This window comes from Curtobacterium sp. ZW137 (genome assembly GCF_003762905.1).
Lineage (GTDB): Bacteria > Actinomycetota > Actinomycetes > Actinomycetales > Microbacteriaceae > Curtobacterium.
Genome location: NZ_RJKS01000002.1, coordinates 112516 through 134495, shown reverse-complemented (window position 1 = coordinate 134495; position 21980 = coordinate 112516). Strand labels below are relative to the sequence as shown.

Here is a 21980-nt window from a genome sequence, read left to right as displayed (position 1 = left end):
CGCGCTGACCGCCCGACGGTGGTCACCGCGAGCGCGTGACCGTCGCCGTGCGCGCGCGCGTGCGCGTGCGCCGGTCGAGCGGGCGAAATGCCCGGGGCAGCGGCCGGGGCGACCGGGGTGTTTCGCCCGCTCGGCCGAACGGGCGAATCACCCGGTTCGCGACAGGGGTGAGCGCGGGTCGCGCGTGCGCCGGTCGAGCGGGCGAAATGCCAGCGTCCGCGGCCGGGGCGACCAGGGTGTTTCGCCCGCTCAACGGGGCGGGCGAGTCCGAGGTCGGCGGAGTGACGGTGTGCGACGTCACCGCGGGGGGTGCGGCTCGATCGGTAGGGTCGTGAGGTGCTCGGAGCGGAAGACGTCCTCGACCCACCGCCGCGGCGTGTGCTCGTGGCCGGGACCACCGGCGTCGGCAAGACGACCACAGCGGGGCGGATCGCTCGGGCGCTCGGCATCCCGCACACCGAGATCGACAGCCTCTTCCACGGAAGGGACTGGGAGCCGCGTCCGACGTTCGAGGCGGACGTCGACGCCTACTCCGCCGAACCTGCCTGGGTCACCGAGTGGCAGTACAGCCAGGTACGGGCGATGCTGGCAGCCCGGGCCGACACCCTCGTCTGGCTCGACCTGCCGGTCCCGGTGGCGTTCTGGCGGCTGCTGCGGCGGACGGTCCGTCGTCGTGTCCGTCGGATCGAGCTGTGGAACGGGAACGTCGAGCCCCCGCTCTGGACCTTCTTCACGAACCGCGACCACATCATCCGCTGGGGGATGCGCACACGGCGGAAGATGCAGCAGATGGTCCCGGCGGTGGAACGGACGGCACCGCACCTGCGCATCGTGCGGCTCCGCTCCCGAGCGGACGTCGACGCGTGGGTCGATCGCCTGCTGCGCCCGTCGGAATAGAATCGTGGGCGTCCGCCTCCGTAGCTCAGTGGATAGAGCAGGTGGTTTCTACCCACCGTGCCGCGGGTTCGATTCCTGCCGGGGGCACCGACGACGAGGGCCGCCATCCGATCGGATGGCGGCCCTCGTGTCGAGCTGGAACGGATCGACTACTCGTCGTCCTCCGCGCGGCGACGCAGCTCGTTCGCGCTGATCGGCTGCGTGTGCGTCGCTTCGGAGGTCTCGTTCGAATCGGCGGGCTCGACGGGCGCGTCCGCGATCCGAGTCGGCACCGAGGTGGTGTTCGGCGTTGCGGCGGCGTCGATGGGGCCCGCGGTGAGCTTGCCTGGCTCGTCGCCTCGTACGTCGTTGCGCGGCGCGTCGTCGACGACGTCGGCGTTGTCGTCATCCGACTGGTTCGACGTGGGAGCCGGGGACCGGGGCGACCCGAGCGCCGGGCGCACCGGGGTCTGGTCGTCGCCGTAGGGACGCGTCACCCCGTCGCCGTACGACCGCGTCTGACCGTCCGAGATCGGAGTGGTCGCGTTCGGGTCCGTCGTCCGGACCGGCGTGCCGGCGTTCCGGGTGGCACTGAACGCAGCGGCCCCGGCCGGCGCGACCGCGGCCGTGGACGCGGCGGCTGCGGGGGTGCCCTGCGGGGCGGGGGAGGGAGTGCCTCCCGGGCGGGGTGCAGCGGGGCGGAGCGACGTCGTCGTGGGAGTCGGGGCGGGCGTCGTCGGTGCCGCTGCCGGACGCTTGGCGTCCGTCTGGTCGGCGCTCCAGTCCTGCTGACGCTTGATCAGGTCGGCATCCGGGTCGGGCGACTCGAACTTCCAGCGCTCGAGGTCGCTCTTGAACAGCTTGCGGGCGCGACCGGGACGGGCCTGCCAGTCGAGGAGGCGGTCACGGAACTCCGCGAGCGACTGCTCCGCCTGGAAGCTGAAGGTCGAGGAGTTCTTCTTGATGTCGGCGATCTCGTGCTGCGCCCAGTTCGCCGCGAGCGGCGCGCCGGCGATCGGCAGGAGTCGGAGACGGATGTCGGCGTCCTCGGCGAGGTGGTCGGCGTAGTTCCGCTCGTCGTGCCCGAGCGTGCCCCACGTCGCGGCCTTGCGCGCGGCGGAGATGATCGCGGCGACCGCCGCGTTCTTCGATTCGCGCTCCTGCAGCGACACGACGCGCTTGGTGGCGCCGCGGCCGATGAGCGCCGCGACGACACCGGCCACGATGATCGCCACGAAGGGGATCAGCGCTCCGGAGATCACGCGCCAGCCCGTGTCCGACGCGGTCCAGTCGATGAAGTCGTTCCACCAGTCCATGCGCGCACCATATCCACGTGTGGGTCAGTTCCAGGGGAGATCGGGCGGCGTTCCGTCCATCCGGTCGCACTTGATTCCAATGTGGAACATCATGCGAGAGGCGTCAGGATCACCAGCGGAGGCAGTCCACGGCGTCGTCCGCGGACCACACGTTGGGGAGTTCGACGAAGCGGCGTTCGGCAGCGACGTACCGACGCGCCCGGTAGGCGGTGTCGCCGGCGACGTCGACGCGGTCGACGTAGCCGACGATCTCGCCGTTCGCACGGGTGACGCGGGCGAGGTCGTCCCGCACGTCGAGGATCCGGAGGTCGCCGCGGGAGCGGGCGACGGGGTGCGCAGTGCGGATGCGCAGGCTGGGTTCGATCGTGGTCTGCATCGTGGTGCCTCCTGTTCCGTGTCGGTGACGTTCGTGTCGTCGACGCCGAGGTCGGTGACGTTCGGGTCGGTGTGGTGACGACGGTACGGGCGACCACTGACACGCTGGAGGTCAGCTGGACGACCGGGGAACAGTGCGGACCCGAAGTGTGTTGTGGAGGAGGTGTCCCCCAACTCGGAGCTCTCCGGAGCCCAGGAAGGCTAGGTTGTGCCCATGACCACGTTCGTGCTCGCAGGTGGATGTTTCTGGTGTCTCGACGCCGTGTACCGCACGCTCCAGGGTGTGCAGGACGTCGTGTCCGGCTACATCGGAGGGACCGTCGAGGACCCCTCGTACGAGCTGGTGTGCACCGGCAGGACCGGGCACGCCGAAGCCGTCGCAGTGACCTTCGACGAGTCGGTCATCCCCGCTGACGTCATCCTCGACGTCTTCTTCACGCTCCACGACCCGCGCCAGCTCAACCGGCAGGGTGCCGACGTCGGCACGCAGTACCGCTCGGCGATGTTCCCCGCGGACGACGAGCAGCGCGCACTGTTCGAGAAGGCGATCGAGCGCGCGTCGGACATCTGGGACGGCGGGATCGTCACGACGATCGAGCCGCTCACGACGTTCTTCCCGGCGGAGGACTACCACCAGGACTTCTTCGCGAAGAACCCCGGCCAGGGCTACTGCCTCGCGGTGGCGCTGCCGAAGGTGAACAAGGTCCGCAAGGCCTACAGTCAGTACATCCTGGCGTCCTGAACCACGGGCGTCGGGGCCACAAGGAGGTGGTCGCACGATGACGAACAACACGACGACGACGACGAACGACACGACGACGGCAGGGACGTGGGTCGCGGTCGGACCGGCGGGCGCGGTGGGCAGCATCCATCGCGCGCCGGACGGTTTCCGGGTCGAGCTCTACGGTCACCGTGGCGCCAGGAGCGGGACGTACCCGACCCTGGAGACGGCGAAGGGCGCGGTCCACGCGGCACTCGGACCGCTCGCGTCGCGTCCGGAGTTCCACGCGCACTGACCGGTGACGGTCCGGTGCGTCCCGGCAGGACCGGCCTGGAGGCTCGGGGGACTCCTCCTCCACAGGTCACCTGATCGGGTCAACACCCCACACATCGAGCCTCGGCCCGCCTCGGCGGTCCGGGGCTCGATGACGATCGGTGCATGAACGACACCATCACCATCTGCGGCATCGTCGCGACCGAGCCGCGTCACCTCGTCACCGAGACCGGCATCGCCATCACGAGCATGCGTCTGGCATCGCCGTCCCGTCGCTGGGACCGTGCCAACGCCACCTGGACCAACGGTCCGACCAACTGGTTCACCGTCACGGCCTTCCGGTCCCTCGCCGCGAACGCGCACAAGTCGCTGAAGAAGGGCGACCGCATCATCGTGACCGGGCGGGTCCGCATCCGGACGTGGGAACGCGACGGCCGCGGCGGGACCTCGATCGAGATCGACGCCGAGGGCCTCGGGCACGACCTGGCGTGGGGGATCAGCAACTGGATCCGGGTCCCGCGCCACGCCTCGGAAGCATCGGCGGCGCCGGGGAGCAGTCCGCGGGTGAACCTCGCCACGGGAGAGGTCGGCGGAGCCGACGCCGGACCGCGTGCCGAGGTCGGATCGCGGGATGCCGGATCGCGGGACGCCGATGCGCAGCGCGATGCCGACGCGCAGCGCGACGCCGACGCGCACCTCGGCGGAGGCCATCACGACGAGCTGCCCGAGGCCGCTGCGGCAGCTGCCGCAACGGAGGCACTGCACGGCGACGACGTGCATCCCGCCTTCGCGCCGCCCGCCGACCTCGACGTCGCATGAGCGTCGGGTCGGCGGTCACGCTGGGGCGCGGGTTGCTCGCACGCCGCGGGCCGCTCGGCGCGCTGCTCCGCGGACCGCTCCGCGGACTGATGCGCGGACTGATCCGCGGAGCGGACCGCCCGTTCCTAGTACGCCTGCGCGATCATCGCGATGCCGGCCACCTCGGTCGTGTCCCAGTTGCCGCCCTTCGGCAGCCCGGTGACCCGGCCGTCGATCCAGAAGCTCGCACCCTGGTTCTTCGCGGAGTTGAACTGCCGCGCCTTCAGCCCGTGGAACGAGAACCCGGTGTTCCAGGTCCCGGCGAGACCGATCTGGCCCGGGTGCGCGCCGACGGTGATCTTCACGTCGCGGATCGACGAGTGCACGACGTCCCCGTTGAGCCGCGCGTTGCCCTCGGCGTTGAAGAAGAACCGGCCCTGCAGCTTCATCGACACCGCAGCGATCGTGTGCCCGTTCACCAGGAACGTGGCGACGTCGTTCTGGTACCACCGCATCTGCACCGGGGTGAGGTTGTGGGACGCCGCGCCCAGGTACCCGTACGTGAACTTCCCGTTCTGCACGCGCTCCCAGATGTAGCGCGGGTTGCCCTTGCTCGTGGCCGAGCCCTTGTCGGACTGGATCCCCACCGCGAAGGCGTTGTTGTGGGCGTCGTGCACGTTGATGTACGACGAGTACCCGGTCCCGGAGCCGTTCTCCGAGATGTTGGCGGAGTACACCATGTACGGCGTCCCGTGCGGGGCGACGGTGGCGGCGGACGCGGACGCGCCACCGGGGACGACGAGACCGACGAAGAGGGCGAGTGCCCCGACGGCGGGCAGGACGATGCGACGAAGTCGAGTGGTCGACATGAACGTGTTCCTTCGGTCAGTTCGCGTCGGGTGTGCCGGACGAGGTTCCTGGGGGGCCGTCCGGCCGCGAGGGGGTGGGTCTCACGGAGCAGGGCGAAGTCACGCTACGTCGATCACCGCGAGAAGAACACCCCCCGTCGGCGCGACACGGCGCTGAGCGGACAGGGCACTGCGGCCGGTAGGCTGGTCCGCTGAGTCGCTCGACGAACAGGATTGGGTTTTCACGTTTTGGCTGAGTACATCTACCAGATGGTCCGCGCCCGCAAGGCGGTCGGCGACAAGCTGATCCTCGACGACGTCACGATGTCGTTCCTCCCCGGTGCCAAGATCGGCGTCGTGGGACCGAACGGTGCCGGTAAGTCGACGATCCTCAAGATCATGGCGGGGCTCGACACCCCCTCCAACGGTGAGGCCAAGCTCACGCCGGGCTTCACCGTCGGCATCCTCATGCAGGAGCCCGAGCTCGACGAGACCAAGACGGTCCTCGAGAACGTCCAGGAAGGCGTCGGCCCGATCAAGGACAAGCTCGACCGCTTCAACGAGATCTCCGCGTTGATGGCCGAGCCGGATGCCGACTTCGACGCGCTCCTCGCCGAGATGGGCACCCTGCAGGAAGAGATCGACGCCGCTGACGCGTGGGACCTCGACTCGCAGCTCGAGCAGGCCATGGCCGCGCTCCAGTGCCCCCCGGGGGACGAGCTCGTCACGCACCTCTCCGGTGGTGAGAAGCGCCGCGTCGCGCTCTGCAAGCTCCTGCTCCAGAAGCCCGACCTGCTCCTCCTCGACGAGCCCACCAACCACCTCGACGCCGAGAGCGTGCAGTGGCTCGAGCAGCACCTGCAGCAGTACCACGGTGCCGTCCTGGCCGTGACCCACGACCGGTACTTCCTCGACCACGTCGCGCAGTGGATCGCCGAGGTCGACCGCGGTCGCCTGTACCCGTACGAGGGCAACTACTCGACCTACCTCGAGAAGAAGCGTGCCCGCCTCGAAGTCCAGGGCAAGAAGGACGCCAAGCTGGCGAAGCGCCTGTCCTCCGAGCTCGACTGGGTGCGCAGCAACACGAAGGGCCGCCAGGCGAAGTCAAAGGCCCGTCTCGCCCGCTACGAGGAGATGGTGACCGAGGCCGAGCGCACGCGGAAGCTCGACTTCGAGGAGATCGTGATCCCGGTCGGCCCCCGACTCGGCTCGCAGGTCATCGACGCCGAGAAGCTGCACAAGCAGTTCGGTGAGCGCGTCATCATCGACGACCTGTCGTTCACGCTGCCCCGCAACGGCATCGTCGGGGTGATCGGCCCGAACGGCGTCGGCAAGACGACCCTCTTCAAGACGATCGTGGGCCTCGAGCCGCTCGACGGCGGCACGCTGAAGATCGGCGAGACGGTCGACATCTCCTACGTCGACCAGAGCCGCGGCGGCATCGACCCGAACAAGAACCTGTGGGAAGTCGTGTCCGACGGGCTCGACTACATCCAGGTCGGGAAGACCGAGATCCCCTCTCGCGCCTACGTGTCGCAGTTCGGGTTCAAGGGTCCGGACCAGCAGAAGCGTGCGGGCATCCTCTCGGGTGGTGAGCGCAACCGTCTGAACCTCGCGCTGACGCTCAAGCAGGGCGGCAACCTGCTGCTCCTCGACGAACCGACCAACGACCTGGACGTCGAGACCCTCGGCAGCCTCGAGAACGCGCTCCTGGAGTACCCCGGTTGTGCCGTGGTGATCACGCACGACCGGTGGTTCCTCGACCGCATCGCGACCCACATCCTCGCGTGGGAAGGCCTGAACGAGGACGGCACGCCGAACTGGTACTGGTTCGAGGGCAACTTCGAGGCGTACGAGGAGAACAAGATCGAGCGTCTCGGCGCCGACGCCGCGAAGCCTGGTCGCGCGACGTACCGCAAGCTCACGCGGGACTGACCCCGTGGCGAGGCTGCACGCGCCGGTCCGCATCCGCTGGAGTGACATCGACGCCTACGGGCACGTGAACAACTCGGCGATGCTGCGCCTGCTCGAAGAAGCCCGTGTGCTCGCGTTCTGGGCGCCGGACCCCGACGAGGTCGACGAGTCGGGGTCCGCGCCGGAGCCGATCATCGACGGGCGCCCCGGCTCGGGCACGATGACCGTGATCGCGGCGCAGCGGCTCGAGTACCTCGCGTCGACCCCGTACTTCCGGCGTCCGCTCGACATCCAGCTGTGGATCGGGCGGATCGGGGGCGCGAGCCTCGACATCTCGTACGAGGTCTGGTCCCCTGCGGGTCACGAGCCCGCGGAGCTGTACACGCGGGCGACGACGGCGCTGGTGATGGTGGACGCGACGACGAACCGCCCGCGGCGACTCACCCCGGCCGAGCGTGCAGCGTGTGAGCCGTACGTCGAGGACCCGGTGGTCTTCTCCCGTCCGTAGAACGGCCGGAGCAATCCCGTGCCTCAGCGCGGGATGCGCATCATCCCCTCCTGCGCGACGCTCGCCAGCAGGCGTCCGTCGCGGGAGAACATCCGACCGAACGCGAGTCCCCGGCCGCCCTGCGCGCTCGGGGACTCCTGCGTGTACAGGATCCACTCGTCGGCCCGGCCGTCCCGGTGCCACCACATCGCGTGGTCGAGGCTCGCGCTCTTGACCCCCGGAGTTCCCCAGGCGACGCCGTGCCGGCGCATGATCGGCTCGAGGATCGACAGGTCGCTCGCGTAGGCCAGGACCGCTCGGTGCAGTGCCGGGTCCGCGGGGAGGTCGCCCTGCACCCGGAACCAGACGGCCTGGTGCGCCACGTGTTCGCCCTGGACGTCGACGAAGACCGGCCCCTCGACGTGCCGGAGGTCGATCGACCGTTCGGCCCAGGCACGGGCGACGGGGTGGTCGATCGCGGACAGGATCGACGCGGCCGAGGGGATCGACTCCGGTGACGGCGTGTCGACGGGGAACGGGTCCTGGTGCTCGACCCCGTCGTCCTCGGTCTGGAACGACGCGATCATCGAGAAGATCGGCACACCGTTCTGGTACGCCTGCGCTCGACGTGCGGCGAAGGAGCGGCCGTCGTGGATGCGCTCGACGCCGAACGTGATCGGCGTCTCGATGTCGCCCGGGCGGAGGAAGTACCCGTGGACCGAGTGGATGGCCCGGTCCTCGATGGTGGACTGCGCCGCGACGATGCACTGTGCCAGGACCTGCCCGCCGAAGACCCGTCCGCCGGGGGACCAGTGGCTCGCCCCGGTCAGGATCGTCTCGCGCGTCGACGCGCCCGTGTCCTCGAGTCGCAGGGTCCGCAGGAAGTCCGGTTCGCCGTTCACCACTCCCGCAGTCTACGAACGACCGGGTCGCACCGCGCGGACCCCGAGCTGACAGCGCGTCCCGGTAAGATCGGCGACGACATGAGCACCTCGTTCACGCTGCCCGACGCCGCCTCCTTGGGAGACCTCCGCACGTACCTCGGACGTGCTGCGCGCGTCGAGGACGGCTCCGTCCGACTCATCGCCGACTCGGGGGTGCTCGCGGTCTACACGGCGATCATGTACCCGATCGGCCTGCTCGACGAGCTCCCGACCGTCCTCGGCCTGCGCACCTTCTCGCTGACGCAGCCGGCGTCCATCGACGCCGTCGTGCCGCTGGCGTCGTTCCAGGAACGGCTCCGGCTGCTCGCCGAGGCGCAGGACGCCGAGCACGCCGAAGGCGCGGACCCCACCCGTGCCACCCCGATCGAGGTCGAGCTCCCGCACGAGGTCCACACGGTCACCTGGGCGGCGATCTCCCCGCCCCGCGGCGGGTGGATCCCGCTGCCGGACATCTCGGCCGAGCTCCTCCGCCGTGCCGCGAAGGCCGGCATCGCCGAGGTCGCCGACGCCGTCCCGACCAATGCCGGAGAAGCGATCGTCCGCAAGGTCCGTTCCGAGGTCTGGGGTGCGCCCATCCCGGGCATCGAGCACGTCCCGGCTGGTGCGGGCTTCGCGGGGGAGAGTCTCGGGTTCCTCGGGCACGACCCGGTGCGGTTGTTCGAGACCGGCCCGTGGAGCCGCCTGACGACGTCGCGGGGCCACGTCCTCGTGAAGCGTCGCGCCTGGACCCTCGCCTCCTAGCGAGCACCGAGCACCGAGCACCGAGCAGCGACCGGCGAGCACCGAGCAGCGACCGGCGAGCACCGACCGCCGAGCACCGACCACCGCCGGACCAGCGCGTGGTTGGCTGGGGTCATGCACGTCTTCCTGACCGGCGCGTCCGGCTACATCGGGTCCTCCGTCCTCCGCGCACTCGTCGCCCGCGGGCACGACGTCACCGCGATCGTCCGCTCCGACCAGAAGGCGCAGGCCGTCCGTGACGCCGGCGGCCGGGCGCTCGTCGAGGACGTCACCGACACCGACGTGGTCGAGCGGCTCGCGCACGAGGCCGACGCCGTCGTGCACACCGCGAGTGCGAAGGCCGTCGACGAGGCCTTCATCGCCACCGTGCTCGGCGCGTTGGCGGGCACCCCGAAGCCCTTCGTCCACACGGGTGGCATCTTCACCTTCGGCAACTCGACCGACATCTCCGAGCAGTCCCCGGCGTCACCCCCCGCGATGACGGCGTGGCGCGGTGCGAACGAGGCCGTGGTCCGCGCGAGCTCCGTGCGCACCACGATCGTCGCTCCGGGCATCGTGTACGGGCACGGTGCGGGCATCCCGGCGATGTTCGTCGGCGACGGCGAGCACGAGGTCCGCCTGGTCGGCGACGGCTCCGAGCGGTGGGCGACGGTGCACACGGACGACCTCGGTGCGCTCTACGTGCTCGCGCTCGAGCGCGGTGAGCAGGACGGCTACGTCCTGGCGGCGACGGGCGACAACCCGACGGTCCGGGAGATCGCCGAGGCGGCGGCGCACGGCTCGCCGGTGGTGGCGGAGAGCGTCGACGACTCGCGTGCGCGGCTCGGTACCGAGTACGCGGACGCGCTCCTCATGCACCAGGAGTGCTCGGGCGCACATGCGCGTGCCGCCTACGGCTGGCAGCCGACGCGTCCGAGCCTGCTCGAGGACCTGGCCACCGGCTCGTACGCGCGCTGACACACCGCACTCCCGGCGAGACGCCGCACACTCGGCGAGACGCCGCCGGATCAGGCGGCGTCTCGGCCACAGAACGGCGCATCGCAGGCGGGGCGGCGTCTCGATGCGGGTGCGGCACCGTGGACGCGACCGGATGACGGACGGGAGGCCCGGTGCCAGCTGGCACCGGGCCTCCCGTCCCTGCGGGCGTGCGCCCGGATCGCCCGTCAGTCGAACGCGTTCGTCATCGCGTGCGCGGCGCGGTCGAGGTACGCCCACAGCTCCGCCTCGTCGAGCGGCGCGAGCCCCAGGGACTCGACCGCTTCGCGCATGTGGTGCAGCCAGCGCTCCCGCGCCTCCGAGGTGATGCGGAACGGCATGTGCCGCATGCGCAGGCGCGGGTGGCCGCGCTCCTCGCTGTAGGTGCCGGGGCCGCCCCAGTACTGCTGCAGGAAGAGCGACAGGCGTGAGATCGCGCCCTCGAGGTCGTCCTGCGGGTACATCGGCCAGATCACGTCGTCGGTCTGGACGCCGTCGTAGAAGCGGCGCACCAGACGGTCGAACGTCGGGGCGCCGCCGACGCGCTCGAAGAGGGATCCGGTCGCCGACGTGCCGCCCATCCCCACCCGGAGCGTGATCGGCTGTGCGGGCACGCCGCCGGGGCCGGTTGGCAGACCCGGGGCAGGAGTGTCGGTCATCGGTCGTCCCTCCGGGGCTCGGTCCGGTCGGTCTCGATCGGCTGCCCGTACACGTTCGTCTTCTTGCCGCGCCGGGGCTTCGTCGGTGCCGGCGTCGGCTGGGTCCGGACGGCGCGCAACCCGTTGATGGAGGTCGCGTTCTCCCAGCCCTGGGGCATGATCATCGCCATCGCGGGGAGGGTGATGCCGATCTCGTCGACCGCCTGCTTCAGGCGGATGCGGAGTTCACGGCCGACGACGTCGAGCTCGGACGCGCGGGTCTTCACGACCAGGCGGAACACCATGCCCGTGTCGCTGATGGACTGCAGCCCCCAGATCTCGGGCTTCTCGACGATGCGCTGCCGCCAGCGGGGCTCCTGGGACATCCGGACGGCCGCCGCGAGCAGGGCGTCCTGCACCGCGTCGACGTCGGTGTCGTAGGGCACCGTGATGTCGACGAGCACCCGCGACCAACCCTGCGAGAGGTTGCCGACGCGCAGGATCTGCCCGTTCGGAACGAACCAGAGGATGCCGTTCACGTCACGGATCTGCATGACCCGCAGCCCGACGTTCTCGACCACGCCGGTCGCCTGCCCGGTGTCGACGACGTCGCCGACGCCGGCCTGGTCCTCGAGGATCATGAAGATCCCGGAGAGCAGGTCCTTCACGATCGACTGCGCACCGACGGCCAGACCCGCGGCGACGAGGGAGGCACCGCCGACGATGCCGACCGCGGCGTTCGGGATCACCTGCGGGATGATGATGACGAGCGCGATGACGACCACGATCACGGTCGCGAGGTTCTCCAGCACACTGCCGAGCGTCCGGGTGCGCTGGACGACACGCGCGGTCTGGACGGGCGAGGCGATGAGCGCCTGCGTGTCCGTCGCTCCCTGGCGCTTCTTCACGCCGTTCACGACGCGGTCGACGATGCCCTTGATCGAGTGCCGGAGGATCACCCGGAGGATGATCGCCGCGAGGATCGTGATGACGATCACGATCGGGACGTGCCAGGTCTCCACGAACTGGGTGAACGCGTTCGAGATGAGCTTCGAGGTGTCGTCTGCAGCGGAGGTCATATCCGGTCGATGCTAAAGGGCGGGGCCTTGGCGCTCCTGGATGAACGCCAAGGCCCCGCCGATCGGGTTCAGACTCAGGCGTCCGCGGCCTGGACCCGCAGGGCACGCTCGGTGCCCGCCAGGTTCTCGGTCACGATGCGACGGAGCGCCGGGGTCTCCGGGTGCGCGTCGAGCCATGCGGTCGCGGCGTCACGGAGCTCGACCGATGCGAGCGGCGCCGGGTAGAGCCCGGTGACGATCGTGTCGGCGATGTGGTAGCTCCGCTCGGCCCAGATGCGCGTCAGCACGTCGAAGTACTTCGCGACGAGGCCCTCGAGCACGACCGGCGAGTTCGCGTGCTGGAACCCGACCGTCGTCTGGCGCACGATCGCGTTCGGCAGCGCGTCCGAGTCGACGAGCGAGGAGAACGCCGCGAGCTTGCCCTCGGCGGTGGGGATCGTCGCGCGTGCCCGAGCGGCGGCCTGCTCGCCCGAGGCGGTGCGATCCGCCGCGAGCTCGGCATCCACCTCGGCGTCGCCGGCGGCACCCGCGAGGACAAGGCCCTCGAGGAGCTCCCAGCGCAGGTCGGTGTCGATCTCGAGCCCGCTCAGCGTGACCGAGCCGTCGCGGAGCCCGGACAGCGTCGCGACGTGTTCCGGCGTGGAGGCGATCTGCGCGAAGAACTTCACGAACTGGAACTGTGCGTCCGAGCCGGCCTCGGCCGAGGCCGCGAGCTGCCAGAGCGTCTCGCCCACGGTGCGGATCGTGGCGTCGGCCTTCGCCGGTGCGACGTAGTTCCGTGCGGTGAGGAGCAGCTGCGAGAGCGTCGTGCGGATCGTCGTCGACTCGGTCTCGGTCGCGATGTTGCCGAGCACGAGGCGGACGTAGTCGCTGGCGGGGGACTCGGCGTCGCGGGTGGCGTCCCACATCGCGCCCCACACGATCGAACGCGCGAGCGGGTTCGCGATCGAGGCGAGGTGCTCGATCGCGGTGCGGCGGGACTGCTCGTCGAGACGGATCTTGGCGTACGCCAGGTCGTCGTCGTTGAGGAGCACGAGGTCGCCGCGGTGCTGGCCGACGAGCTCGGGGACTTCGGTGCGGGCACCGTCGACGTCGATCTCGACGCGGTGGATGCGCTCGAGCTTGCCGCCGGAGGACGCGGTGTCAGCGCCGAACGGTGCGTCGGCGTCCTGCTGGAACGTGTAGACGCCGATCGCGAGGCGGTGCGGGCGGAGCGTCGGGTAGTCCGCCGGTGCTTCCTGCAGCACCGCGAACGACGTGATCACGCCGGACTCGTCGGTCTCGATCTCCGGGCGGAGCGTGTTCACCCCGGCGGTCTCGAGCCACAGCTTCGACCACTCGGTGAGTTCACGGCCGCTCGTGGTCTCGAGCTCGACGAGCAGGTCCTTGAGCTCGGTGTTGGAGTGGTGGTGCTTCTTGAAGTACGCGGACACCCCGGCGAAGAACGCGTCGATGCCGACCCACGCCACGAGCTGCTTCAGGACGGAGCCGCCCTTGGCGTACGTGATGCCGTCGAAGTTGACCTGCACGTCTTCGAGGTCGTTGATCGTCGCGACGATCGGGTGGGTCGAGGGGAGCTGGTCCTGGCGGTAGGCCCAGGACTTCTCCATCGCCTGGAACGTCGTCCAGGCCTCGGTCCACTCGGTGGCTTCAGCGGTGGCGATCGTCGACGCCCACTCGGCGAAGGACTCGTTCAGCCAGAGGTCGTTCCACCACTTCATCGTGACGAGGTCGCCGAACCACATGTGCGCGAGCTCGTGCAGGATCGTGACGACCCGGCGCTCCTTGATGGCGTCCGTGACCTTCGAGCGGAAGACGTAGGTCTCGGTGAAGGTCACCGCGCCGGCGTTCTCCATCGCACCCGCGTTGAACTCGGGCACGAACAGCTGGTCGTACTTCTCGAACGGGTACGGGACGTCGAACTTGTCCTCGTAGTAGGTGAAGCCCTTGCGCGTGATGTCGAACACGTACTCGGGGTCCAGGTACCCGGCGAGCGACTTCCGCGCGAAGATGCCGAGGGGGATGGTGCGGCCGTCGCTCGAGGTCAGCTCGCTGCGGACGACTTCGTACGGACCGGCGACGAGGGCGGTGATGTAGCTCGAGATCCGGGTGGTGGGCGGGAAGGCCCACGTGGCGATCTCGCCGTCCACGCGGGGCTCGGGCGTGGGGGAGTTCGAGACGACCTGCCAGCGCGACGGTGCGGTGACGGTGAAGGTGAACTCGGCCTTGAGGTCGGGCTGCTCGAACACCGCGAACATCCGGCGGGAGTCGGGCACCTCGAACTGGGAGTACAGGTAGACCTCGTCGTCGACGGGGTCCACGAAGCGGTGGAGGCCCTCACCGGTGTTCGTGTAGAGGGCGTCGGCCACGACCACGAGCTCGTTCTCGGCCTGCAGGTCGGCGAGCTGGATGCGGACGCCGTCGTTCACGGCCGCGACGTCGAGCGCGGTGCCGTTCAGTTCGACGGAGTGCACGGCCTTCGTGATCGCGTCGATGAAGGTCGACGCACCGGGCGTCGCGGTGAAGCGCACCCGGGTGGTGCTGCCGAAGGACTCGGCCCCACGGGTGAGGTCGAGCTCGACGTCGTACGACTGCACGTCGACGATCGCGGCACGTTCCTGGGCTTCGATACGGGTGAGGTTCTCTCCTGGCACGGACGCTCCATGGTTGCTGGCGCGGACGGTCGATGTCCGCGCATCGGTGTTCCCGCATGGCGTCGTGCACCGGCGGGACGTGTGAGAGCCAGCCTAGCGAGCGCGCGTACGCTCGCACCGTGACCGAGACGACTGTGGACAACCCGACCGCGACCAGCCCGACGACGACCCCTGTGGAGTTCTGGTTCGACCCGAACTGCCCGTGGGCCTGGATGACGAGCCGCTGGGTCGGCGAGGTCGAGGCGCAGCGTCCGCTCGACGTGACCTGGAAGGTGATGAGCCTCTTCGTCCTCAACGAGGACCAGGACGTCCCGCCGGAGTACCAGGAGCGCCTGGCCGCCGGCCAGGTCTACCCGCGCCTCGTGACCGCGGCGAAGCTCCGGCTCGGCGACGGCATCGTCAAGCCGCTCTACGACGCGCTCGGCGAGCACATCCACCACCGCCAGGAGAAGAACCCGGAGGAGGTCGTCCCGGCCGTCCTCGCCGAACTCGGCCTGGACGCCGACCTCGCCGAGTACGCGTGGAGCGACGAGGTCGACGCGGCGACACGTGCGAGCCACCGCGACGGCATCGAGCGCGTCGGCCAGGACGTCGGCACCCCCGTCATCGCCGTCGAGGGCACGGCCTTCTTCGGTCCGGTCATCTCGCCGGCCCCGAAGGGCCAGCAGGCCCTCGACCTCTGGGACGGCGTCGTCGCCGCCGCCCGCTACCCGGGCTTCTTCGAGCTCAAGCGCTCGCGCACGGTCGGCCCGATCTTCGACACCGTCGACTGACGGGAGGCCTGGGCCAGGACGGAGACCAGGTCGTCTGACGCCGGAGCCGGAGCCGGAGCCCGCGCCGAGCCGCCAGCCGTGGCCCGGGTCAGTCGAGCGGCAGCCGCATCAGGGTCAGGTCGAGCCACCGGTCGAACTTCCGCCCGACCTCCGGCAGCACGGCCACGACCTCGAACCCGAGCCGCTCGTGCAGCGCGATCGACCCGGTGTTGGCGCTGCAGATCCCGGCCATCATCACGTGCAGGTCCTGCGCCCGGGCGTGCTCCACGAGCGCGCGCATGAGCACCGAGGCGATCCCGCGCCCGCGGAACGCCGGGACCACGTACACGCTGTGCTCGACGGTGTGCCGGTACCCCGGGTGCGGCCGGAACGGGCCGTACGTCACGTAGCCGGCGACGACCCCGTCGACCTCGGCGACGTACACCGGCAGTCCCGCGGCGCGACGGTCCGCGAGCCAGGTGTCGAACCAGGGGCGGGGGTTCGGGACGTCCTGCCAGATCGCGGTGGTGTGCAGGACGGCGTCGACGTGCAGCGCGTGGACGACGTCGAGGTCGCGCGGCTCGCAGTCGCGCACGAGCACGTCCGGCTCCGAGGACCGACCATTCGTCGCATATGCTGTCGCCATGTCTCAGATCGTAGACGATGAGCGGCTGCTCGGCGAACGGCTCCAGTCTCTCCGCACCGAACGCGGGTGGAGCCTCACCGAGCTCGCCGAGGAGTCCGGCGTCTCCCGCGCGATGATCAACCGCGTCGAACGCGGTGTCTCGAGCCCCACGGCGACGATCCTCGGACGCCTCTCGGGTGCCTTCGGGATGACCATCTCGCAACTGCTCGACGAGGGCCAGGGGCACCACCGCGACACGGAGCCGGGCACCCCCGAGGACGCGACCGGCGTCCAGCGCGGCGCGACCGCCGACCACTGGACCGATCCCGAGACGGGGTACCGCCGCCGTCCCGTGTCGAGCGCGGACTTCCCCGTGGACGTGACCGAGGTGCGCCTCCCGGCCGGTCGTTCCGTGACGTACCCGGCGTCCGCGTACGCGTTCCTCCGGCACTGCATCTGGGTGGTCGAGGGCGAGCTGGAGCTCGTCGTCGGCGGGGAACCCGTCGCGCTCGCAGCGGGGGACCGCATCGAGCTGGGGGACCCGGCCGAGGTGACCTACCGGAACCCCGGCGACGACGACTGCCGGTACGTCGTCATCGTGGCCAGGGGCACCCGCGGTCGGGAATAGGATCGGGACCATGCGCATCCACCTCGGAACGGACCACGCCGGCCTCGAGTTCAGCAAGACCCTCGCCGCCCACCTGACCGACGCCGGTCACGACGTCGTGGACCACGGTCCGACCGAGTACGACGCGCTCGACGACTACCCCTCGTTCTGCATCAACGCCGCGCACGCCGTCGTGCAGGACCAGCTGGCCGGCGTCCAGGCGCTCGGCGTCGTGTTCGGCGGTTCGGGCAACGGCGAGCAGATCGCCGCGAACAAGGTCACCGGCATCCGGGCCGCACTGGTGTGGAACGAGTCCACCGCGCTCCTGGCCCGCCAGCACAACGACGCGAACGTCATCTCGATCGGTGCGCGCCAGCACACCGAGGCCGAGGTGATCGACTTCGTCGACCTGTTCATCGCGGAGCCGTTCTCGGGCGAGGAGCGCCACGCCCGCCGGATCGCGCAGCTCGCCGAGTACGAGCAGACCGGTGTCATCGCCGGCAAGCAGATCGACGCGTAAGGCACGACGAGTACACAGGTCCCATGCCCGAGGGTCACTCCGTCCACCGCATCGCCAACCAGTTCACCCGGCACTTCGTCGGCAAGCGTTGCGAGGTGTCGAGTCCGCAGGGCCGGTTCGCCGCGGGCGCCGCGCAGCTCGACGGCAAGCGCATGATCGCGGCCCGCGCGGTCGGCAAGCAGATGTTCCTCGAGTTCGAGGGCGACCTGTTCCTCCGCGTCCACCTCGGGCTCTACGGGGCGTGGGACTTCGCGGGGGACCTGTCGACGGCGACCGCGCTGTCCTCCGACGCCGACGGCGAGGAGTCGTTGACCTCGATCGGCGCACCCCGTCTTGCGCGGTACCGGATGGCCGAGCAGGAGAAGGTCGAGGACCCGATCGAGGCGTTCCCGCCGGACCCGGTCGGTCAGGTGCGCGTGCGGCTCCTCACCGAGGACACCGTCGCCGACCTCCGCGGCCCGACCGCGTGCGTGGTCGAGAACCCGACCGAAGTGCAGCAGGCGCTCGACAAGCTCGGCCCCGATCCGATCAACGACGACGGCCCGGAGGCCGAGAAGATCTTCGTGGACAACGTCCGGAAGCGGAACGTCGCGATCGGGCAGCTGCTCATGGACCAGGCCGTGGTGAGCGGCATCGGCAACATCTACCGCGCCGAGCTGCTGTTCCGGCAGCGGATCGACCCGTACAAGGTCGGCAAGAAGATCACCGTCAAGCAGGCGAAGGCGCTCTGGGCGGACTGGTCGAAGCTCCTGCACGACGGAGTCCGGGACGGCCTGATGATGACGATGGACGGGCTGTCCGAGGCGGAGTACAAGAGGGCGCAGAAGTCCCGGAAGGACCGGCACTGGGTCTACCACCGCACCGGCGAGCCCTGCCGGGTGTGCGGCACCGAGATCCGGATGGCGGAGATGGCCGGCCGGAAGCTCTACTGGTGCCCCAAGGACCAGAAGTAGCCGCGGCGCCTACAGGTCCCGGTACGTCCACCGCCCCGCGACCGCCGTCGCCAGCACCGGCATCGTCCGGAGCGACGCCGAGGATGCAGCGAGCGGGTCGGCCGCGACGAGCACCAGGTCCGCGACGTCCCCGACGGACACGCCGACCCGTCCGTCCGTCGACCCCGTCCACGCGGTGAGCGCGGAGAGCCGCTCGGCCGGGTGCCACGGCTCGCGCCCGTCCCGGTCGCGCCCGACCGCCGCGGCGAGCGACACCCACGGGTCGAGCGGCGCCACCGGGGCGTCGGACCCGAGGAGCACGCGGGCCCCGGCCCGGGCGAGCGACGCGAACGCGAACGCCCGGTCGGTGTTCCCCGCCCAGTGGCGGTCGGCGATGTCCCGGTCGTCCATCGCGTGCTCCGGCTGCACCGACGCCGCGACCCCGAGTCGCGCGAACCGCTCGACGTCGGTGTCGACGAGGAGCTGCGCGTGCTCGATGGTGCCCCGGGTGCCGACGGCCTCGAAGACGTCGAGCGCCAGGGTGTTGGCCCGGTCGCCGATGGCGTGGATCGCGGGGGTGAGCCCGGCGAGGACGGCCCGGCGCGTGATGGCGACCAGGTCCTCGAACGGCCAGGCGAGCACGCCCTCGCCGGAGTGCAGTGCCGCGGTCCTGGTGCCGAGCGACCCGTCGGTGACGACCTTGAACGGCCCCATCGTGAGGAGTCCCCTGGTGCCGTCGATGACGTCCCCGGTGCGCAACCCGCGGTCGATCGCGGCGTCGAGCTCCGCCGGGTACACCCCGGAGGACACCCGGAGCGCGTCCGTGCCGCCGTGGATCCGCCGGACCCACCGGTCGAGTCCGAAGCGCATCTCCAGGTCGACGATGCTCCCGAGGCCCCGGGCGGCGCCCGCCTCGACCGCGTCGGCGACGTAGCCGTCGAGCACCGCGTCCGGGACCTGCGAGAGTGCACCGGTCACGTCGAACGCGTCCTGTTCGCGGAGGACGCCGTCCTCGCCGGCGGCGAGCGGCCGGCCGAGGATCCCGGAGAAGTGCGCGAGGGCGAGCGCGTTGCACCAGACGGCGTGCAGGTCGCCGCTGATGACGACCGCCGGGAGGCCCGGTGCGGCCCCGTCGAGCAGCGCACGTCGGGCGGGGGTCGGCCACAGACCGTCCCGGTAGCCGTGTCCGATGAGGACCGGATCCGAGACACCGGTGCGCGCCACCTCGGCCAGCAGGGCTGCCGTGGCCTCGGCGGAGTCGCACGCGGAGACGTCGACCCGGCGGCGGACGAGCGCCCACTGGTCGAAGTGGGTGTGGTGGTCGCGGAGGGCCGGGCCGAGCCAGGCCCCGTCGGCCTCGACGACGTCGGTGTCGGGACCGGACGCGTCGAGCGTGCCGGCCGGTGCGACCTCGACGACGACACCGTCCCGGACCAGCACGTCGGCAGGGGCCCCTGAGGTGCCCACCCGCCGGACGGTGCGCAGCAGGATCTCGGTCACCGGGCCTCCCGTCCGCCCTGGTCGTCGGGGGAGGCAGACCGGACCCGCTCCATCTCGTCGGCGAGCGCCGGTGAGGCGTACGGGCCGTCCCCGCGGAGGCCCGCGATGACGTCGTCGACCACGTCGGGGGCCTTGTTCTGGGACAGCTTCGCGCGGGCGTCGAACCGGGTGACCCGGATGCGGATCCCCACGGTGCCCTTCGCGATCCGCCTGGCGGTGTCCTCGTCGACGTCGAGGGACACCGGCTCGGGCATCTCCCGCTCGAAGTGGTCGACGAGTTCACCGAGGACGCGGAAGTTCTCCTCGTCGGTGAGGATCTCCGGGACGCCCCAGAGGTGCGCGGTGACGTGGTTCCAGGTCGGCACGAACTGCGACGCCGGGTACCAGGCGGGGGAGACGTAGCCGTGCGGTCCCTGCACGATGACGAGGACCTCGTGCTGGCCGAGTTCGTGCGCGAGTTCGTCGGGCCGGCCGACGTGCGAGACGAGGACGATCTCGTCGTCCGTGGTCGTCTCGAGGAGGAACGGGTAGTGCGACGCGACGATCCCCGCGGCGGTGTGCGACACGATCGTGGCCCACGGGTTGCCGTCCACGAGGCGCTTGACCTCGTCGGCCTCGGTCATCAGGAAGTGGGGCGTGTGTCGCATGCACGTCAGCGTGGCACAGGACGTCCGGCGAGCGCGAGGGCTGCCGTTTCCCCGGTGTTTCGGAACGGTAAATGTTTCAGAGCGCATTGAAAGAACTATTGCCTCGGAGCACCGAGCGGGCCTAGCTTCACTTCTCAACGACGACCCGAGGAGAGATCATGCGACGCAGGACGATGGCCGCGTTGGCCGCAGCGGCCACGCTGGCACTGGTGGCGACGGGGTGTTCCTCGAGCGGGAACGCCGACTCCGCCTCCGGTTCGGGCAGCACGCTCGTGTACGCCACCGGCGAGCCCGACCACCTCACGCCCGGCCGCCAGACGGTCGCGTTCGACCAGGTGATGAGCCTGTTCGCCCCGCTCACCCAGACCGACGCGAAGGGCACGCTCCACGACGTCGCCGCGAAGAGCGTCGAGAGCGACGACGCCACCACGTGGACGATCACGCTCCGCGACGGGTGGAAGTTCCAGAACGGCGAGGAGGTCACGCCGGAGAGCTACGTGAAGGCGTGGAACTACGTCGCCTACGGCCCGAACGCGTGGGAGAACAGCGGCCAGCTCGCATCGATCGTCGGGTACTCGGACCTCAACCCGGCGAAGGGCACCCCGACGACGAAGGAGATGTCCGGGCTCAAGGTCACCGGCGACGACACCTTCACGGTCACCCTCACCCACGCGGACAGCCAGTTCCCGCTGCAGCTCAGCCAGGCGCAGACCGCGTTCTACCCGATGCCCTCGGCCGCGTACGACGACATCAAGGCGTACGACAAGAAGCCGATCGGCAACGGCCCGTACGAGATGACGAAGGCGTGGAAGGCGAACCAGGAGTTCACCGTCACCGCGTGGAAGGGCTACGAGGGCACGAAGCCCACGACCACGAACGTCACCTTCCGCAGCTACTCGGACATGAACACCGCGTACACCGACGTCCTCGCCGGGAACGCGGACGTGCTCTTCCTGCCGACCGACAAGATGACGAGCGCGAAGTCGGACTTCGGCGACAAGCTGCACTCCTTCGACGCCCCCGGCATCGACTACATCGGCTTCCCGCTCTGGGACGAGCGCTACTCCAACGCCGACGTGCGTCGAGCGATCTCGATGTCGATCAACCGCGAGCAGGTGAACAAGGCGATCTACGGCGGCCTGTACGACCCCGCCACCGCCCTCACGCCGCCGTCGATGTCCGGCACGCAGGAGGGCATCTGCGGTGACGCGTGCGAGTTCGACCCGGCAGCCGCGAAGAAGCTCCTGGCCAGCGCCGGCGGCTTCGACGGCACCATCACCCTCGTCTACCCGGGCGGCAACGGCCTCGACTCGCTGTACGAGGCGTACGCCAACCAGATCCGCCAGAACCTCGGGGTCGACGCCGAGGCGAAGGCCACCACCGACTGGGCCTCGTACTACTCCGAGCTGACCGACAAGAAGATCGAGGGCCCGCACTTCGGCCACTGGGGTGCGCTCTACATCAGCCAGCAGAACACCCTCCGCGCCCTGTTCACCACCGCCGGTGGCTGCGCCGCCTGCACGGGCTACTACCAGGACGACACCGTCGACTCGCTGCTCGCGAAGGCGGACTCGGCCGGGTCGCAGTCCGAGGCGAACGACTACTACAACCAGACGCAGGAGGCCGTGCTCAAGGACTTCCCGATCGTCCCGACGTTCTTCGACAAGTACTCCTACGTGACGAGCGACAAGGTCACGAAGCTCCCCGCGGTCGCCGGCAGCCCGGTCATCGCCAAGATCGCCGTGAAGTAGGGGCAGG

At 70.2% G+C, this 21980-nt stretch carries 23 protein-coding genes and 1 tRNA gene; 14 read left to right on the top strand and 10 right to left on the bottom strand.

All coding sequences use genetic code 11. The features are described from left to right. The first annotated feature begins 336 nt into the window (after nucleotides 1-336). Nucleotides 337-897 carry an AAA family ATPase gene (locus EDF55_RS05795; protein WP_123654007.1) on the top strand — a complete coding sequence of 187 codons (561 nt, stop codon included), beginning with the start codon at nucleotides 337-339 and terminating at the stop codon, nucleotides 895-897. A gap of 14 nt (nucleotides 898-911) precedes the next feature. Then, nucleotides 912-984: transfer RNA gene (locus EDF55_RS05790), tRNA-Arg, on the top strand. A gap of 62 nt (nucleotides 985-1046) precedes the next feature. Here the strand turns inward: EDF55_RS05790 and EDF55_RS05785 are convergent. After that, nucleotides 1047-2192: a hypothetical protein gene (locus EDF55_RS05785; RefSeq protein ID WP_123654006.1), complete on the bottom strand. Its 1146-nt coding sequence runs from the start codon at nucleotides 2190-2192 to the stop codon at nucleotides 1047-1049. A 109-nt stretch (nucleotides 2193-2301) separates the two neighbouring features. After that, nucleotides 2302-2568, bottom strand: a complete 267-nt coding sequence (locus EDF55_RS05780) for a hypothetical protein (RefSeq protein WP_123654005.1) — start codon at nucleotides 2566-2568, stop codon at nucleotides 2302-2304. Between the two features lie 213 nt (nucleotides 2569-2781). Between EDF55_RS05780 and msrA the strand changes: the two genes are divergently transcribed. The 3 genes from msrA to EDF55_RS05765 all read left to right on the top strand — a co-directional run bounded on the left by msrA (nucleotide 2782) and on the right by EDF55_RS05765 (nucleotide 4380). Beyond that, complete coding sequence (msrA, locus tag EDF55_RS05775; protein WP_123654004.1) at nucleotides 2782-3309, top strand: peptide-methionine (S)-S-oxide reductase MsrA; 528 nt, start codon at nucleotides 2782-2784, stop codon at nucleotides 3307-3309. 37 nt (nucleotides 3310-3346) lie between these two features. After that, a complete protein-coding gene (locus tag EDF55_RS05770) occupies nucleotides 3347-3583 on the top strand; it encodes a methyltransferase (protein ID WP_123654003.1) in 237 nt (78 codons plus the stop codon). 143 nt (nucleotides 3584-3726) lie between these two features. Next, nucleotides 3727-4380 (top strand): single-stranded DNA-binding protein, encoded by a 654-nt coding sequence (locus EDF55_RS05765; RefSeq protein WP_123654002.1) that lies wholly within the window; start codon nucleotides 3727-3729, stop codon nucleotides 4378-4380. Nucleotides 4381-4505: 125 nt separating this feature from the next. Here the strand turns inward: EDF55_RS05765 and EDF55_RS05760 are convergent, their stop codons facing one another. After that, entirely contained in the window at nucleotides 4506-5228 is a 723-nt protein-coding gene (locus EDF55_RS05760) for a hypothetical protein (protein WP_123654001.1), read from the bottom strand. Between the two features lie 228 nt (nucleotides 5229-5456). On the opposite strand from EDF55_RS05760, the gene ettA reads away from it, so the two are divergent. Both ettA and EDF55_RS05750 read left to right on the top strand, forming a co-directional pair. Next, complete coding sequence (gene ettA, locus EDF55_RS05755) at nucleotides 5457-7142, top strand: energy-dependent translational throttle protein EttA (protein ID WP_123654000.1); 1686 nt, start codon at nucleotides 5457-5459, stop codon at nucleotides 7140-7142. A gap of 4 nt (nucleotides 7143-7146) precedes the next feature. After that, on the top strand, nucleotides 7147-7629 hold the full coding sequence (locus tag EDF55_RS05750) for a thioesterase family protein (RefSeq protein ID WP_123653999.1): 483 nt from the start codon (nucleotides 7147-7149) through the stop codon (nucleotides 7627-7629). Between the two features lie 23 nt (nucleotides 7630-7652). Here EDF55_RS05750 and EDF55_RS05745 read toward each other — a convergent pair whose 3' ends face one another. Then, entirely contained in the window at nucleotides 7653-8510 is an 858-nt protein-coding gene (locus tag EDF55_RS05745) for an acyl-CoA thioesterase II (RefSeq protein WP_123653998.1), read from the bottom strand. A gap of 81 nt (nucleotides 8511-8591) precedes the next feature. Here EDF55_RS05745 and EDF55_RS18710 point away from each other — a divergent pair, with 81 nt between their 5' ends. Both EDF55_RS18710 and EDF55_RS05735 read left to right on the top strand, forming a co-directional pair. Beyond that, complete coding sequence (locus EDF55_RS18710) at nucleotides 8592-9293, top strand: hypothetical protein (RefSeq protein ID WP_123702902.1); 702 nt, start codon at nucleotides 8592-8594, stop codon at nucleotides 9291-9293. 114 nt (nucleotides 9294-9407) lie between these two features. Further along, on the top strand, nucleotides 9408-10250 hold the full coding sequence (locus tag EDF55_RS05735; RefSeq protein ID WP_123653996.1) for an NAD(P)H-binding protein: 843 nt from the start codon (nucleotides 9408-9410) through the stop codon (nucleotides 10248-10250). A gap of 206 nt (nucleotides 10251-10456) precedes the next feature. On the opposite strand, the gene EDF55_RS05730 is transcribed toward EDF55_RS05735, so the two are convergent. The 3 genes from EDF55_RS05730 to pepN all read right to left on the bottom strand — a co-directional run bounded on the left by EDF55_RS05730 (nucleotide 10457) and on the right by pepN (nucleotide 14639). Next, nucleotides 10457-10927, bottom strand: coding sequence for a globin (locus EDF55_RS05730; RefSeq protein ID WP_395869924.1), 471 nt, complete (start codon nucleotides 10925-10927; stop codon nucleotides 10457-10459). Beyond that, nucleotides 10924-11985 carry a mechanosensitive ion channel family protein gene (locus EDF55_RS05725; protein ID WP_123653995.1) on the bottom strand — a complete coding sequence of 354 codons (1062 nt, stop codon included), beginning with the start codon at nucleotides 11983-11985 and terminating at the stop codon, nucleotides 10924-10926. The genes EDF55_RS05730 and EDF55_RS05725 overlap by 4 nt, the downstream gene beginning before the upstream one ends. 74 nt (nucleotides 11986-12059) lie before the next feature. Beyond that, the gene (gene pepN, locus EDF55_RS05720; RefSeq protein WP_123653994.1) at nucleotides 12060-14639 is read right to left on the bottom strand and encodes an aminopeptidase N; all 2580 of its coding nucleotides are present in this window, start codon (nucleotides 14637-14639) and stop codon (nucleotides 12060-12062) included. Between the two features lie 119 nt (nucleotides 14640-14758). Between pepN and EDF55_RS05715 the strand changes: the two genes are divergently transcribed. Beyond that, nucleotides 14759-15412 (top strand): DsbA family protein, encoded by a 654-nt coding sequence (locus tag EDF55_RS05715; RefSeq protein WP_260235838.1) that lies wholly within the window; start codon nucleotides 14759-14761, stop codon nucleotides 15410-15412. 88 nt (nucleotides 15413-15500) lie between these two features. Here EDF55_RS05715 and EDF55_RS05710 read toward each other — a convergent pair whose 3' ends face one another. Next, the gene (locus tag EDF55_RS05710) at nucleotides 15501-16037 is read right to left on the bottom strand and encodes a GNAT family N-acetyltransferase (protein ID WP_123653993.1); all 537 of its coding nucleotides are present in this window, start codon (nucleotides 16035-16037) and stop codon (nucleotides 15501-15503) included. Between EDF55_RS05710 and EDF55_RS05705 the strand changes: the two genes are divergently transcribed. Genes EDF55_RS05705 through EDF55_RS05695 form a run of 3 tightly spaced genes read left to right on the top strand, consistent with a single transcriptional unit; the run spans nucleotide 16036 to nucleotide 18096 of the window. Next, a complete protein-coding gene (locus tag EDF55_RS05705; protein ID WP_123653992.1) occupies nucleotides 16036-16644 on the top strand; it encodes an XRE family transcriptional regulator in 609 nt (202 codons plus the stop codon). The genes EDF55_RS05710 and EDF55_RS05705 overlap by 2 nt on opposite strands. A 10-nt stretch (nucleotides 16645-16654) precedes the next feature. Continuing rightward, nucleotides 16655-17143 (top strand): ribose-5-phosphate isomerase, encoded by a 489-nt coding sequence (locus EDF55_RS05700; protein ID WP_123653991.1) that lies wholly within the window; start codon nucleotides 16655-16657, stop codon nucleotides 17141-17143. A gap of 23 nt (nucleotides 17144-17166) precedes the next feature. Next, nucleotides 17167-18096 (top strand): Fpg/Nei family DNA glycosylase, encoded by a 930-nt coding sequence (locus EDF55_RS05695; RefSeq protein WP_123653990.1) that lies wholly within the window; start codon nucleotides 17167-17169, stop codon nucleotides 18094-18096. Nucleotides 18097-18105: 9 nt separating this feature from the next. Here EDF55_RS05695 and EDF55_RS05690 read toward each other — a convergent pair whose 3' ends face one another. Then, nucleotides 18106-19575: an amidohydrolase gene (locus tag EDF55_RS05690; RefSeq protein WP_123653989.1), complete on the bottom strand. Its 1470-nt coding sequence runs from the start codon at nucleotides 19573-19575 to the stop codon at nucleotides 18106-18108. Then, nucleotides 19572-20222: an FMN-binding negative transcriptional regulator gene (locus EDF55_RS05685; RefSeq protein WP_123653988.1), complete on the bottom strand. Its 651-nt coding sequence runs from the start codon at nucleotides 20220-20222 to the stop codon at nucleotides 19572-19574. The genes EDF55_RS05690 and EDF55_RS05685 overlap by 4 nt, the downstream gene beginning before the upstream one ends. 158 nt (nucleotides 20223-20380) lie before the next feature. Here EDF55_RS05685 and EDF55_RS05680 point away from each other — a divergent pair, with 158 nt between their 5' ends. After that, nucleotides 20381-21973, top strand: coding sequence for an ABC transporter substrate-binding protein (locus tag EDF55_RS05680; RefSeq protein WP_260235837.1), 1593 nt, complete (start codon nucleotides 20381-20383; stop codon nucleotides 21971-21973). Nucleotides 21974-21980: the final 7 nt, after the last annotated feature.

What these genes read in the sequence shown, in the direction of transcription:
- EDF55_RS05680 (WP_260235837.1), top strand. Translation starts at nt 20,381, where the DNA reads ATGCGACGCAGGACGATGGCCGCGTTGGCCGCAGCGGCCACGCTGGCA.
- EDF55_RS18710 (WP_123702902.1), top strand. Translation starts at nt 8,592, where the DNA reads ATGAGCACCTCGTTCACGCTGCCCGACGCCGCCTCCTTGGGAGACCTC.
- EDF55_RS05725 (WP_123653995.1), bottom strand. Translation starts at nt 11,985, where the DNA reads ATGACCTCCGCTGCAGACGACACCTCGAAGCTCATCTCGAACGCGTTC.
- EDF55_RS05710 (WP_123653993.1), bottom strand. Translation starts at nt 16,037, where the DNA reads ATGGCGACAGCATATGCGACGAATGGTCGGTCCTCGGAGCCGGACGTG.
- EDF55_RS05770 (WP_123654003.1), top strand. Translation starts at nt 3,347, where the DNA reads ATGACGAACAACACGACGACGACGACGAACGACACGACGACGGCAGGG.
- EDF55_RS05700 (WP_123653991.1), top strand. Translation starts at nt 16,655, where the DNA reads ATGCGCATCCACCTCGGAACGGACCACGCCGGCCTCGAGTTCAGCAAG.
- EDF55_RS05760 (WP_123654001.1), bottom strand. Translation starts at nt 5,228, where the DNA reads ATGTCGACCACTCGACTTCGTCGCATCGTCCTGCCCGCCGTCGGGGCA.
- EDF55_RS05730 (WP_395869924.1), bottom strand. Translation starts at nt 10,927, where the DNA reads ATGACCGACACTCCTGCCCCGGGTCTGCCAACCGGCCCCGGCGGCGTG.
- EDF55_RS05735 (WP_123653996.1), top strand. Translation starts at nt 9,408, where the DNA reads ATGCACGTCTTCCTGACCGGCGCGTCCGGCTACATCGGGTCCTCCGTC.
- EDF55_RS05785 (WP_123654006.1), bottom strand. Translation starts at nt 2,192, where the DNA reads ATGGACTGGTGGAACGACTTCATCGACTGGACCGCGTCGGACACGGGC.
- EDF55_RS05780 (WP_123654005.1), bottom strand. Translation starts at nt 2,568, where the DNA reads ATGCAGACCACGATCGAACCCAGCCTGCGCATCCGCACTGCGCACCCC.
- EDF55_RS05765 (WP_123654002.1), top strand. Translation starts at nt 3,727, where the DNA reads ATGAACGACACCATCACCATCTGCGGCATCGTCGCGACCGAGCCGCGT.
- EDF55_RS05705 (WP_123653992.1), top strand. Translation starts at nt 16,036, where the DNA reads ATGTCTCAGATCGTAGACGATGAGCGGCTGCTCGGCGAACGGCTCCAG.
- msrA (WP_123654004.1), top strand. Translation starts at nt 2,782, where the DNA reads ATGACCACGTTCGTGCTCGCAGGTGGATGTTTCTGGTGTCTCGACGCC.
- EDF55_RS05695 (WP_123653990.1), top strand. Translation starts at nt 17,167, where the DNA reads ATGCCCGAGGGTCACTCCGTCCACCGCATCGCCAACCAGTTCACCCGG.
- EDF55_RS05685 (WP_123653988.1), bottom strand. Translation starts at nt 20,222, where the DNA reads ATGCGACACACGCCCCACTTCCTGATGACCGAGGCCGACGAGGTCAAG.